We start from the raw sequence: 12,614 nt of genomic DNA on the forward strand, positions 1-12,614 counted from the left end.
GCTGCAGCTTGTCGAGGAAGCGGTTGAACCAGCCGGCCAGTTCGCCCAGCTCGTCGCGCTTGTCGTATTGCAGGCGGCGGGTCAGGTCGCCTTCGCCGCTGGCGATGTCCTTGAGCATGGCGGCCACGCCGAGGATCGGCTTGGTCACGGTGCGGGCCATCAGCCACACCAGCAGCAGGCCGGCGATGGCGGCGGCCAGGCCCAGGCCAAGCTCCAGCAGGGTGCCGCTGGTATTGAGGGCGTCGAGTTCCTGCTTGAGCGCTTCGGCCGGGCCGGTCAGGGCGCTTTCCGGTACGTCCAGCAGCACGCCCCACGGCTTGCCGCCAGGGATCGGCTCGAAGGCGGCCAGCACTTTCAGACGCTGCGCGCCGTGCAGGATCTGCAACTTGCCTTCGGCCAGCTTGCGCACCAGTTCCGCGCCTTGCGCGGTGTCGACCTGGTCCAGGCGCTGAGCCAGCTTGCCGGCATCGGCGCTGTAGCCGGCCAGCAAGCCGACCGGGCTGAGGATGCCGACCGTGGTGCGGCCTTCGTACAGGCCACGGCTGGCCGACTCGCTCAGGGCCTGCAGGCTGTTGAGGTTGATGTCGATGGACAGGGTGGCAATCACCTTGCCGTTGCTCTTGAGCGGGAACACGATGCTGGTCATCAGCACGCGCTGGCCGTCGATGTCGTAGAAGTACGGCTCGACCACGCACACCGTGCCGGTGCTGCGTGGGCACACCCACCAGGTGTTGGCCGGCTGGCCGCTGGGGCCGACTTCGGTGTTGGCCATGTCGTGCTCGGGCAATGCCATCGAGGTCAGCTGGCCGGCGCGCGGTTGCGACCAGTACAGGGCGAAGCGGCCGGTCTCGTTGCTGCCCAGCTCTGCCTGGCCGGTGAACAGCTTGTCCTTGCCGTCCAGTGCGCCGGGCTCGAATACCAGCGACAGGCCGAGCAGGTCAGGGTTGGCCTGCAGCGCAGCACGCACCTGGGCGGTCATGTCCTGGCGCAGGTCGTAGGCGTCGAGGAAACGTTTTTCCGCCTGTTCGCGCAGGAACAGCACCTGGCGGGCAAAGCCGGCGCCGTACTGGTAGGCGTCCATGAACTGGCGGCGGATGTTCAGGGCCTGCACTTCACCTTGCGATTCGATGCGCGACTGCGCCGCTTCGCTGAGCATGTGCATGCTGCTGGCCTTGACCAGGTCGGAACTGTGGTCCATTCGGTACAGCGAAAGGCCGACCAGCAGGGTGACGATGCTGGCCAGGCACAGGCCGGCCAGCAGGGTGATCTTCCATTGAATGGAGAGTTGTCGCAGCGCAGGCATGGGGGCAAATCCCTTGTAATAGGTTTGATGCTGCATGCTGTATCGGCGGTGCAGAATTTTTCTTTATTCAAACGTTCAATTTAATTCTTCGACTTTCGTCTATTTCCTACAAGGTGCGCGGGGCAGACGCTTTTGACTTCTGCCCAGCAGTGCTTCAGAGTGTGCGCCCTTCATAACAACATCCCCTGGTCCGGCCACTGCCTGCGCGCAGCTGTCGCCGGAACGCTCGCTTTTTGTCTGTCGTAAAGAGGTTTGCACACCATGAATGCAGTGATTGCCGCGGTCGGGCTCATGCTGATCCTGAGCCTGTCCCGTGTGCATGTGGTCATCGCGCTGATCGTCGGCGCCCTGGCCGGTGGCCTGGTCGGTGGCCTGGGTATCGAGGGCACGCTCAAGGCCTTCAACGGTGGCCTGGGTGGCGGTGCCACGGTGGCGTTGTCGTATGCGCTGCTCGGCGCCTTCGCCGTGGCCATCGCCAAGTCGGGCCTGGCCCATGCCCTGGCCGACCGCGCCTTGGCGATGATCGACCGTCAGGGGCATGCCGATGGCGGCAAGGTCAAATGGCTGATGATCGGCCTGATGCTGGTGGTGGCGGTTTCGTCGCAGAACATCCTGCCGATCCACATCGCCTTCATTCCGTTGCTGGTGCCGCCGCTTCTCTATGTACTGACGCGCCTGCGCATCGATCGCCGGCTGATCGCCTGCGTGATCACTTTCGGCCTGATCACCCCGTACATGTTCCTGCCGGTGGGCTTTGGCAACATCTTCCTCAACGAGATCCTGCTGGCCAACGTCGCCCGCGCGGGCGTGGATGTGAGCGGGGTCAATGTCACCCACGCCATGGCCATCCCGGCGGCCGGCATGCTCGCTGGCCTGTTGCTGGCAGTGTTCTTCAGCTACCGCAAGAAGCGCGACTACGACCTGGCGCGTATCGAAGAGGTCGAGCAGGTCAGTGTGAAATACAACCCGCTGACCCTGGTGGTTGCCGGTGTGGCCATCGGTGCGGCATTCATCATCCAGCTGTTGCTGGACTCGATGATCATTGGCGCGATGGTGGGTTTCTTGATCTTCTCGCTGTCGGGCATCGTGCGCTGGAAGGATACTGACGGCCTGTTCACCGAGGGCATGAAGATGATGGCGATGATCGGCTTCATCATGATCGCCGCCTCGGGCTTTGCCGATGTGATGAAGGCCACCGGTGAAGTGAAGACCCTGGTCGAGACCTCGGCGCAGTGGATCGACCACAGCAAGGGCGTCGGCGCATTGTTGATGCTGCTGGTGGGGCTGCTGGTGACCATGGGCATCGGCTCGTCGTTCTCCACCGTGCCGATCCTGGCAGCGATCTTCGTGCCGCTGTGCGTGCAACTGGGCTTCGACCCGGTGGCCACGGTGTGCATCGTCGGTACCGCCGGCGCCTTGGGCGATGCCGGTTCGCCAGCTTCGGACTCAACTTTGGGGCCGACCTCGGGGCTGAACGTGGATGGCCAGCACCACCATATCTGGGACACCGTGGTGCCGACGTTCATCCATTACAACCTGCCGTTGCTGGCGTTCGGCTGGTTGGCGGCGATGACCTTGTAAAGCCTGTCGAGCGGCGCTGCGCGGTCTTCTGTAGGAGCGGCACATGGCCGCTCCTACAAGGATCGCGCTGGGTTGATTTAGCCGCGGCTTGGCGGTGGGGTGATGCGGTTGAGGACGGTGCTGCCGTCCTTGCTGCGGGTGAGGTATACCGGCAGCACCTTGGGCAGGGTGTCGACCAGGCGTGCCACTTCGCGGGTGTTATAGACCCCGCTGATACGGATCCTGGCAGTGCTGTCGTCGGCCAGGCGCAGTGGCTTGTCGAGGTAGCGGTTGATCACCGGCAGGGCCTGGGCCAGGCTCAGGTTGTCCAGCACCAGCTTGCCACTGCGCCAGGCCAGGCTGTTGCCCGAGTCGTCGCTCTGGCTCAGTTGCGGTTCGAAATCACCGGTGTGATAGCTGGCCTGCATGCCCGGGCCGAGCCGGTAGCCACCGGCGTTGCCATCGTTGCTGACCAGTACCGATCCCTCCACCAGCGTCACCTTGACCTGGTCTTCATACTTCCACACGTTGAACTGGGTACCGGTGACCCGGGTCTGGCCGTTGCCGGCACGAACGATGAACGGGTGGCTGCTGTCGTGCACGACCTTGAAGAACGCCTCGCCCTTGATCAGGGTAACGCGGCGTTCGTCCTTGTAGTTCAGGTAGCGCAGCTCGCTGTGCAGGTTGAGTTCGACGCTGCTGCCGTCGCTCAGGCGCACCTGGCGCAGTTGGTCGGTGGCTTCGACATGCTGGTAGCCGTTGGGCAGCCAGCCTTGTTCCCAGCCCACCCAGCCGGCCAGGGGCAGGGCGAGCAGGGCAATGGCCGCCGCCGAGGCCAATGGCCGCCAGTTACGGGCCGCGGCCTGCCGGGGTTTGAGCTCCACTACCTGGGCGCTGCGCGGCAGCAGGTCGGCGGTCTGCCAGATCTCCAGCATCGCCTGATACTCCTGCGCGTGCCGCAGGTCGGCCGCCAGCCACTGGCTGAACGCTGCCTGTTCCGCCGCCGTGCAGTCTTCGGCGTGCAGGCGCATGCACCAATGCGCGGCGGCGTCGGTGATGGCATCGTCTTCGCTGGGGGTGAGGCGGTCCTGATTCATTGCAGCTCCCGGTTTTGCGGGCATTCTACCCTTGGCGGAGGGCTTCCGAGAACGTGTTAATGGCGAATGACTATCAATTGTAGGAAATTTCGTAGTAGTTGCGCATGGCTCGTATCTGCTTTAAGCCCATCGCGGGGCATATCCGCGATGGGCCGAGGGTTCAGAACTGCTCTGCCGCCATTGCATACAGGCTGCGAATGCTGGCTTCCAGGGCCAGGCCACGTGTCATGTGGGGCGGCGGCAACGCCCATGATGAAACCGCGTCGTACCAACAAGGCGGACCAAGTGTACGCTTATCCCCCGGCGTTCCTTCCCTCAATGCTTTAGGAAATTTCCTCCAGTCAGACCTGTTGCGAACCAATCCGACCTGGAGATAGATTCCTCAAGTCGTAGCAAAATCTGCGGCCAGGTGTAGGAACCTGCTGGTAAACTTGGCGCACGCACTGGGCGCCCCATCACAACGGCTGGCGCTTTTTTTGTGCCTGCCGCGATGTGTCATGGCGGCTGTGTGTGGGCAGGCTTCGGCCTGGCCGGGTTCCAAGTTTCCCGGTATTCCTACCCCATACACAGCTGCCACCCAATCCCGTAGGAAGGATCGTGGCCGCTCCAAACCCAAACTTGGAGTCTCATGCATGCTTATTCGCATTCTGAGCAAGATCCTCGCATCCGCTCTCCGCCGCCCAAGCCCCGCGGCCACCCCATCCCCAACCTTCTACCCGATCGACAGCCAGTCCCTCGCCAACCGTGAGGTACCCCATGACTGACCACGAACGCCTATCCACCATCCAAAGCTACGCCTGGACCCTCGAACTGCTAGGCGAAGCCCTGGTCCAGCACGACGAAATGCTGGAATGCGAACAAAACCCGCAACTGAGCTTTCGCAACACGGCGGGGATCCACCAGGCAATCCGGATCATCAGCCGGCTGGCCAGCGAGCAGGTCGGCAAGCTGGAGTCGATGAGAGAAGAGGGGGATATAAACGCCTGATGCTAGGTGCCACAGGGGCCGCTTTGCGGCCCTCTCGCGTGGCCTCTATCGGCCGGTCCCATCAAAACCACCCACCCCGCGAAAGCTCCTGCTCACAGCTGCGATACTGCGCCCCAAACACCGACGCCCGCGCCTGAACCTTCTGCGAGACGTTCAGCAACCACGGCTTGGCGTCAAAGCTGCGGTTGCGATAGCCGCCCCAGCCTTCGTGGTAATTCAGGTACTGGCCATAGGCGTCCCACTTGGACACGCCATTCACCCGCTGGCTCTTCTGCATGTACCAGCCCATGAAGTCGAGGGCGTCGGCGAAGTCGTCGCGGGCGGCGCCCCAGCCGCCGGCTTCGCGCTTGTAGTCGGCCCAGGTCTCGTCCTTGGCCTGGGCGTAGCCGTAGGCGGTGCTGACCCGGCCCCAGGGGATGATGCCGAGGAAGTAATAACGCGGCGGCAGGGCGTCGTGCTTGAACGAGGATTCCTGGTACATCATCGCCATCGGCACCTGCACCGGCGCACCCCAGCGCGCCTGCATCTTTAGGGCCGCCTCGTGCCATTTCGGCTTCTCGCGGAAGATCTCGCAGAGGTTTTCGGGGTTGGCGGGCGGCTTGGTGGCGCAGCCGGCAAGCGCCAGGAGCAGGGCTGGCATCGAGAGCCGAAGCATGGAGAGGGTTCCTTTTTGCAGACGTCGGGAGCGCAGGTCGCGGGCGCTTTATACAGGCTTTGCAGGTGCATATGAATCAGCGGCCGATTGCGCGATCCCAGGCTGCGGCCAGCACGGCCGTCGCCAATGCCTCGACGGTCAGGCTTGTCGGGTTTATATTTCTCTAATATTTACTATTTTCGTAAACCGAGGGAGACAGCCGATGATCGGCGAGCGGCTCAAACGTGCCCGCGCTGCTGCTGGCCTGTCGATGCAGGCATTAGGCGATCAGGTGGGCGTGAGCGCCAACATGATCAAAAAGTACGAACATGACCAGAGCATGCCCAGTTCCGGCGTGCTTGTGCGTTTGTGCAAGGCGCTGTCGGTCCGCGCCGAGTATTTCTTCCGCCCGGCCAAGGTCGAGCTGGCGGGGGGCGAGTACCGCAAGCGTTGCAGCGCCCCCAAGGCAATCCTGAAGCGCATCGAGGCCGATGTGCTGGATCAGGCGGAGCGTTGGCAAGAGCTGATCAACCTGTGGCCGGCCTATCCCGTGCAGCCGTTCAGCGTGCCAGCGGGCCTGCCTGATGAGGTTGCCTCGCTGCAGGCGGTCGACAGCCTGGCCGATCAGGTGCGGCAACTGTGGGGCCTCGGTTCAAGTCCCATTCCAGACTTGATCGACGTGCTGGAGACCCACGGGATTCTGGTGATCATCACCCAGGTCGATGCACAGGCGAAATTCGACGGTTTGCAGGCTAGTGTGGCGGGGCAGCCGGTCATTGTGGTGTCGGCGGACTGGCCGGGCGATCGTCAGCGCTTCACCCTGGCCCACGAACTTGGCCACCTGTTGATGCACGGTCGGTTGGCCGAAGTGCTGGATGAGGAAAAGGCCTGTAACCGTTTTGCCTCGGCATTGCTGGTGCCGGCCAGCGCCATGCGGCAGCATCTGGGCGATACCCGCCACATGCTGGAGGTTCGCGAGTTGTACCTGCTCAAGGCTGAATATGGCCTCAGCATGCAGGGTTGCCTGTATCGCGCTGGGGACCTGGAGATCATCCCGCACGCCGTGCGCGAGCGGTTGTTCCTGGTGTTCGCCAAACAGGGCTGGCGCAAACAGGAGCCTGGTGCGGCGTACCGGCCAGAAACCACGCGGCTGTTCCAGCAACTGGTCTACCGCGCGCTGGGGGAGGGGATTCTCGGCGAGTCCAAGGCGGCGGAGCTGCTGGGCATGACGGTCTACCAGTTCCACCAGGCGCGCAAACTGGATTGAGGCGGGTTTACGAGGCAGGGGTTGTCTTCTGGATAACGCTTGCGCAGAGTCTGCCTACCTTGTCAGGAGACGCCCCATGCAGGAAGCCATTTTCGCCGCAGCCCAGTGCGCCATTCGCGATGGCGATATCACCGCCAACCTGGCCTTGCACCTTGAGTTCATGCGCCAAGCCCATGAGCACGGCGTAACGCTGCTGCTCTTCCCCGAACTGTCCCTCACCGGCTACGCACTCAAGACGGCCAGTGCCCTGGCCCAGGTTTTGGACACGCCTCTGCTGGCGCCGCTACGCCAGTTCGCCCAAGAGGCGGGCATGACCACAGTGGTCGGCATGCCGCTCAAGGTGCCGGGTCAGGACAAGCCTCGCATCGCGGCGTGCATCCTCCACCCGGATGCCTCGATTACCGCCTATACCAAACAACATCTGCATACCGGCGAAGACGTGTTCTTCGACGCGGGGAGCGGGGGCGAGTTGCTGTCTGTCGCCGGTGTGTCCGTGGCCTTGTCGGTGTGCGCCGATTTCACCCATCCCGAGCATGCCGCCCATGCGGCGCAGCGCGGCGCGCAGGTGTATGCGACCGGCGTGCTCATTGGCGAAACGGGTTATCCAGCGGATAGCGCCTTGTTGCAGAGTTATGCACAGCGGCATGCCATGGCGGTGCTCATGGCCAACCATGGCGGCAGTACTGGAGGCTGGGCTGCGGCTGGGCGTAGCGCGTTCTGGGATGAGCAGGGGCGGTGTGTCGCGGCTGCTTCAGGTGCTGGCAATCGGCTGTTGGTCGTTTCAGGACGGGGAGGGGAGTGGACGGGGCGCATCGAGTTCGAAGTTATAGGTCATCCAGTGTGACCTTCACCCTCTGAGGGGCGGCCAAGCGTTCGCGCACGGTGACGAGCAAGGGTTCGTCGTCTTCGGTCAACAACCCCGGCTTGAAAGGCAGTTGTCCCCGCTCAGCGACATACTGCAACGCCTGGCGCATCAGTTCGGAAGGAGTCACGCCCAGCTTTTCCAGCTCACGGTAGGCACGCACCTTGAGGTCGTCGTCGACACGCACATTGATGGACGCCACGGCCTTGGCCTCGCTGTAATAACAATGGTCTGTACATTGAATCATCACCGCGTGGCAGGCAAGACTGCGAATGGGATCACCGGCAGGCGAGACAGATGGGCGTTATTCGTTGAACTCTGGGGTCGTCTCGGGCCGCAAGGCGTGCGTCTGCAAAGCATCAGCCTCGAACCACACCGGCCACGAACTGCGCTGCCGGTTCTCCACCTGCACACAGGGGATCAACCGCTCGCGCAACACCTCGGCCCGCCCCACACCCACCGCCAGCCGGTACTTGGCGCTGTGCACGCACTCCCGGTCGCCAAACTCGCAGCGGTCCAGGCTGGTCCCGCCGCAAGGCCCGTTCGCCAGCCCTTTGGGGCAGGTCTCGGGGCAGATGTACAGCGTGTCCTCCAGCCGGCAACTGCCGCAGGTATCGCACCCCACCATCGGCCGTTTGATGCGCCGTTCCAGCTGATGCAGCCATTGCGCTGCCGCCGGGTTGCGCCATAGCGGCCGGGTCACGGCCCAGCCGAAGGCTTTGCTCAACGGCGTGGTGCGGCTGAACAGTTGATGGTGCATCGCTGCCAGCAGGTGGTAGCGGGCCTTCTCTTTTGTCGATGCGCTGATCTGCCGTTGCCCGAAGCGCCAGGCATGCCCGGGCGGGTGGAAGGTGACTGCGGGCAGGCCAGGTTCCTGCCAGGCCGCATGCCAGGCGGGCGTCCAGTCCTGGAGTGTCTTGAACAGCGGTTGCAGTTCACTGATGGCCTGCTCCAGCGCTTCGAACTGGGCGACATCATGAATGCCGGACAGGTGCACGCCAGCATAGCCCATCAACTTCAGGCCAATCACTTGCAATGCCAGGCGCTGGTTGGCGCGGTCCTTGGCGTACTGCTTGGACACCGCGGTTTCTGCCGCCAGCAAGGCGCGCATCGACGGCGTAACGGTCACCCCGGCGACGTGCTCGAGCATGCCGGCGCGGCCTTCGGTCAGCGCCATGATGCAGGCCATCAGCGGTTTCGGCCGGGGCTGGCGCTGCATCCAGTCGTACGCTTCCTGGTGTTTCTCGATGTCGAAACCCAGCTGCAGGATGAACAGGTCAGCCCCTGCGGCCAGTTTCTTCTCGGCCTTGAAATACTGCGCGCCGCCCTCGGCTTCCTGGTACTTGAACGGGTTGAGCGCGGCAGCCAGCAGCCAGTGCGGGCGGGCCTGGCGCACGATCTGCAGGGCGGCGACGGATTCGAGGTAGCGCACCGGGCGCTGGCCTGGGGTGTGGCCGGGCAGGCGGTCGCCGGTGAGCACCAGCAACTGGTCCAGGCCGACGGCGTCCATGCGCTGCAGTTGGGCCAGCAGGTCGCGGCGTTCGCGGTCCTTGCCGGAGAAGTGCAGCAGGGCGGGGACGGGTTCGGCCAGGCTGGCGAAGGCGTCCAGCGGCGACATGTCCAGGGCACTGCCGACGCGGTCGCCGATGGCCACGGTCAGCGGCCAGCCGCACAGCTGGGTGCGGGCCATGAGGGTGTCCAGCGTGGCGAAACGCTCGGCGGAGGGCTTGGGGACGAACTCGAGGATGCAGGCGAAGGCGTTGGCGTCCAGGGTCGTTTTCAGCAGGCTCATGGTGGCTACCGGGTTTGGGCAGGGTGGCAGTGTGAAGCAGATTGGTGCGCGGGGCATGTCTGGTTGCGCGGGGGAGTGTGTTGATTGAGACATTCGCGGTTGATCCCAATGGCCTCATCGCCGGCAAGCCGGCTCCCACAGGGGCCTGGCCGACCCTGTGGGAGCTGGCTTGCCAGCGATAGGGCCATCATGGTCGGACGTGGCATAGGATCATGAGCAAATCTTGATTTCATCTCAAATTTTATGAGTTTGTCTCACTTCTTCAGCCCCAGCAGAATGCCCTCATTCAATTTCAAGCATCTAGGAACACGAACATGGCACTGGCACACAACCTGGGTTTCCCCTGCATCGGCCGCGACCTGAAGCAAGCCCAGGCGGCGTTCTGCAAGGGCGAGCTGGACGAGGCCGGTCTGCGTGCCGTGGCCCGTGGTCTGCGCGCCGCGCATTGGCAGGCGCAGAAAACTGCCGGTATCGACTTGCTGCCGGTCGGCGACTTTGCCTGGCATGACCAGGTACTCACCCACTCGCTGGCCTTCGGCGTAATCCCCGAGCGCTTCAAGGGCGGTGCCAAGCCGACGCTGCAAACCCTGTTCGCCGTAGCCCAGGACGCCGAGGCCCAGGGCGTGACCCCGTGGTTCGACACCAACGAGCACTACCTGGCCCCCGAATTCACCGCCGACCAGCAATTCGCCCTGAGCTGGGAGCAGTTGTTCGAGGAAGTCGAAGAAGCCAAGGCCCTGGGCCACGCGGTCAAGCCGGTGGTGATCGGCCCGCTGACCTACCTGTGGCTGGGCAAGGCCAAGGGCAGCGAATTCGACAAGCTGGACCTGCTCGACCGCCTGCTGCCGCTGTACGACCAGGTCTTGAACCGCCTGGCGGCACAGGGTGTGGAATGGGTGCAGATCGACGAGCCGATCCTTGCCCTGGAGCTGCCGCAGGACTGGAAGAACGCCTACGAGCGCACCTACAACATCCTCCAGCGCGCCCCGCTGAAAAAGCTGATCGCCACCTACTTCGGCGGCCTGGACGCCAACCTCGGCCTGGCCGCCAACCTGCCGGTCGATGGCCTGCATGTCGACCTGGTGCGCGCCCCGGACCAGCTCCAGACTCTCCTCGACCGCCTGCCGGCCTACAAGGTGCTGTCGTTGGGCGTGGTCGACGGTCACCAAGCTGGGCATTGCGACCTGGAGCAGGCGCTGGATGTGGTGCGCCATGCCCACGAGCGCCTGGGTGATCGGCTGTGGGTCGCGCCGTCGTGTTCGCTGCTGCAACGCGATGATGAACTGAACAGCGGGCTGGCCTTGGCGGTGCAGAAGTGCCAGGCAGTAGCAACGCTGGCCAAAGCCCTTGAGCAGCCCGAAGCCACCCGGCTGTGCGCTGCGTAGCAGCACCGCGATCATTCAGGCAACATCGCACGTCCCATTGCGACCAGAACGGCGTGCCATGAAGCCCATCCACCTGACCTTGATCTGCCATGCCCGCACCGAAGCGCAGCGGGTGGGGCGCTTTGCTCTGGATGATGAGCCGCTGCGCGATGCGCCCGGGCCGCTGGGCGAGTTATCCACAACCGCCCGCTACCTGAGTGCCCCCGAGCTACGCGCCCGGCAGACTGCCGAGGGGCTGGCCGCGATGGTCGATGAAGGCTTGCGCGACTGCGACCTGGGTAGCTGGAAGGGCATGCGGCTCAAGCAACTGGACGAGAAGGCGCTGCAGCTGTGGCTCAGTGACCCGCAGGCAGCGCCCCATGGTGGCGAATCAATCGCCGCGCTGTGCCTGCGGGTGGCCCAGTGGATGGACAGTGCCCTGGGCGAGGGTGAGTGGATCGCCATCACCCATCCTTTCGTCATCCGCGCCGCGATGTTGCATGCGCTGGGGGCGCCGTTGGAGTCCTTTCAGCGCATTGATGTGCCACCCTTGGCACGTGTGCGTTTCAGTCGTTACGGGCAGTGGCGGTTGCAGCTGAGTTCAGTGTGATGGCTAGTATCGCCGGGGCCGCTTCGCGCCCCTTTCGCCGGCAAGCCGGCTCCCACATTGACCGGGCTGGGCAATCCCTGTGGGAGCTGGCTTGCTAGCGAAAGGGCTGCGAAGCGGCCCCAGCGAGCTCGAATTGAACAAAGTTGTTGCCCCTACCGCCGCACCAACGCCGGCAGCACGCGGATATAAACCAGCTCACTGACCAACTCCACCAGCGTCTGGGTAATCACCGCCGCCGCCGCCAGCGCGCGAATCGGTTCCGGCAGCGCCAACGCCAAGGGCAATACCACCAGCGAATTACGCGTGGCAGCACTGAAGGTCACCGCCCGCGCCTCGCCTGTGGATAACCGCAGCAGCCGCGCCGCCGCCCACCCAAGCAGCGGTGCCAGCAAGGCGAAGCCGACATACACCGGCAACACCGGCAGCAACTCATCCAGTCGCTCCACCACCACGCCAATCTGCGACCCGATCACCGCGATCAGCACCAACGCCATGGCCGGCACCGGCAGCCAGGCCCAGGCGTCGTTCCAGCGCGCAATCAGCGGCGAGCGCCGGGCCCCGGTGCTGGTGGCCACGGCCAGCAACAGCGGCAGCACGATCAGCAGCACGAAGGCCTCCACGAACGGCGCCACCGAGATATCCACCGGCTGGGCGCCACCGAGCATCAGCGCCAGGTACAGCGGCAGCAACGCCAGTTGCACCAGCAACAGCACCGGCGTGGCAGCCAGGGTCAGGCGCGACTCGCCCTTGCCCAGGTGGGTGAACACCACCACGTAGTCGATGCACGGCGTCAGCAGCACCAGCAGGGCGCCGACCAGCACGGCGGGGTGGTCGACCAACCCACGGGTACCGGCCCACACCAGCAGCGGCACCAGCACGAAGTTGGCCAGCAGCAGCGCGCCCATGAAGCGCCGGTTGCCAAGCCCGGCGCGCAGGTCGAGAAAGGGAATCTGCAGGAACATCGCATACATCAGCACGGCGATGGCCGGGGTTACCAGCAGCTCCAGGGGCCGGGCCGCCGAAGGCGCCAGCAGGCCGACGGCGGCGGCGAGCACAACGGCGATGAAATAAACGGGGATCTGCTGGCGTTCGAGTTGCTCTCTGTCCACGGGCGTCCTGGCATTTGCGACTGAATTAC

The 12,614-nt window shown here is 64.2% G+C and carries 10 protein-coding genes and 2 pseudogenes; 6 read left to right on the forward strand and 6 right to left on the reverse strand.

Translation table 11 applies throughout. The features are described from left to right. Positions 1-13: 13 nt before the first annotated feature. A pseudogene (locus RTH46_RS26300) lies at positions 14-1,339 on the reverse strand (HAMP domain-containing protein); the annotation flags it as partial. A 225-nt stretch (positions 1,340-1,564) separates the two neighbouring features. Here RTH46_RS26300 and RTH46_RS12165 point away from each other — a divergent pair. Beyond that, entirely contained in the window at positions 1,565-2,884 is a 1,320-nt protein-coding gene (locus RTH46_RS12165) for a Na+/H+ antiporter family protein (RefSeq protein WP_153788643.1), read from the forward strand. 77 nt (positions 2,885-2,961) lie between these two features. Here RTH46_RS12165 and RTH46_RS12170 read toward each other — a convergent pair whose 3' ends face one another. Then, positions 2,962-3,960: a FecR family protein gene (locus RTH46_RS12170; protein WP_153788644.1), complete on the reverse strand. Its 999-nt coding sequence runs from the start codon at positions 3,958-3,960 to the stop codon at positions 2,962-2,964. 756 nt (positions 3,961-4,716) lie between these two features. On the opposite strand from RTH46_RS12170, the gene RTH46_RS12175 reads away from it, so the two are divergent. Beyond that, positions 4,717-4,947 (forward strand): hypothetical protein, encoded by a 231-nt coding sequence (locus tag RTH46_RS12175; RefSeq protein WP_316905772.1) that lies wholly within the window; start codon positions 4,717-4,719, stop codon positions 4,945-4,947. A gap of 61 nt (positions 4,948-5,008) precedes the next feature. Here the strand turns inward: RTH46_RS12175 and RTH46_RS12180 are convergent, their stop codons facing one another. After that, positions 5,009-5,602 (reverse strand): hypothetical protein, encoded by a 594-nt coding sequence (locus RTH46_RS12180; RefSeq protein ID WP_316905773.1) that lies wholly within the window; start codon positions 5,600-5,602, stop codon positions 5,009-5,011. Between the two features lie 202 nt (positions 5,603-5,804). On the opposite strand from RTH46_RS12180, the gene RTH46_RS12185 reads away from it, so the two are divergent. After that, positions 5,805-6,848 carry a helix-turn-helix domain-containing protein gene (locus RTH46_RS12185; protein ID WP_316905774.1) on the forward strand — a complete coding sequence of 348 codons (1,044 nt, stop codon included), beginning with the start codon at positions 5,805-5,807 and terminating at the stop codon, positions 6,846-6,848. Positions 6,849-6,924: 76 nt separating this feature from the next. Further along, the gene (locus tag RTH46_RS12190) at positions 6,925-7,692 is read left to right on the forward strand and encodes a carbon-nitrogen hydrolase family protein (protein WP_316905775.1); all 768 of its coding nucleotides are present in this window, start codon (positions 6,925-6,927) and stop codon (positions 7,690-7,692) included. On the opposite strand, the gene RTH46_RS12195 is transcribed toward RTH46_RS12190, so the two are convergent. Both RTH46_RS12195 and RTH46_RS12200 read right to left on the reverse strand, forming a co-directional pair. Further along, positions 7,673-7,912, reverse strand: a complete 240-nt coding sequence (locus RTH46_RS12195; protein WP_316905776.1) for a type II toxin-antitoxin system RelB/DinJ family antitoxin — start codon at positions 7,910-7,912, stop codon at positions 7,673-7,675. The two genes, RTH46_RS12190 and RTH46_RS12195, sit on opposite strands and share 20 nt — an antisense overlap. A 102-nt stretch (positions 7,913-8,014) precedes the next feature. Next, positions 8,015-9,502, reverse strand: coding sequence for a methylenetetrahydrofolate reductase C-terminal domain-containing protein (locus RTH46_RS12200; RefSeq protein ID WP_316905777.1), 1,488 nt, complete (start codon positions 9,500-9,502; stop codon positions 8,015-8,017). Between the two features lie 314 nt (positions 9,503-9,816). On the opposite strand from RTH46_RS12200, the pseudogene RTH46_RS12205 reads away from it, so the two are divergent. Together RTH46_RS12205 and RTH46_RS12210 are read left to right on the forward strand one after the other, a co-directional pair. Next, positions 9,817-10,884 (forward strand): annotated as a pseudogene (locus RTH46_RS12205) (5-methyltetrahydropteroyltriglutamate--homocysteine S-methyltransferase); the annotation flags it as partial. Between the two features lie 61 nt (positions 10,885-10,945). Further along, on the forward strand, positions 10,946-11,476 hold the full coding sequence (locus RTH46_RS12210; RefSeq protein WP_316905778.1) for a histidine phosphatase family protein: 531 nt from the start codon (positions 10,946-10,948) through the stop codon (positions 11,474-11,476). 152 nt (positions 11,477-11,628) lie between these two features. Here RTH46_RS12210 and RTH46_RS12215 read toward each other — a convergent pair whose 3' ends face one another. Next, positions 11,629-12,585: an arsenic resistance protein gene (locus tag RTH46_RS12215; RefSeq protein ID WP_316905779.1), complete on the reverse strand. Its 957-nt coding sequence runs from the start codon at positions 12,583-12,585 to the stop codon at positions 11,629-11,631. Positions 12,586-12,614: the final 29 nt, after the last annotated feature.

The organism is Pseudomonas sp. zfem004, assembly GCF_032621715.1.
Classification (GTDB): Bacteria; Pseudomonadota; Gammaproteobacteria; order Pseudomonadales; family Pseudomonadaceae; genus Aquipseudomonas; species Aquipseudomonas sichuanensis.

Excerpts from the sequence above, each read along its gene's own strand:
- RTH46_RS12165 (WP_153788643.1), top strand. The coding sequence starts at position 1,565 with ATGAATGCAGTGATTGCCGCGGTCGGGCTCATGCTGATCCTGAGCCTG.
- RTH46_RS12200 (WP_316905777.1), bottom strand. The coding sequence starts at position 9,502 with ATGAGCCTGCTGAAAACGACCCTGGACGCCAACGCCTTCGCCTGCATC.
- RTH46_RS12175 (WP_316905772.1), top strand. The coding sequence starts at position 4,717 with ATGACTGACCACGAACGCCTATCCACCATCCAAAGCTACGCCTGGACC.
- RTH46_RS12170 (WP_153788644.1), bottom strand. The coding sequence starts at position 3,960 with ATGAATCAGGACCGCCTCACCCCCAGCGAAGACGATGCCATCACCGAC.
- RTH46_RS12180 (WP_316905773.1), bottom strand. The coding sequence starts at position 5,602 with ATGCTTCGGCTCTCGATGCCAGCCCTGCTCCTGGCGCTTGCCGGCTGC.
- RTH46_RS12210 (WP_316905778.1), top strand. The coding sequence starts at position 10,946 with ATGAAGCCCATCCACCTGACCTTGATCTGCCATGCCCGCACCGAAGCG.
- RTH46_RS12190 (WP_316905775.1), top strand. The coding sequence starts at position 6,925 with ATGCAGGAAGCCATTTTCGCCGCAGCCCAGTGCGCCATTCGCGATGGC.
- RTH46_RS12185 (WP_316905774.1), top strand. The coding sequence starts at position 5,805 with ATGATCGGCGAGCGGCTCAAACGTGCCCGCGCTGCTGCTGGCCTGTCG.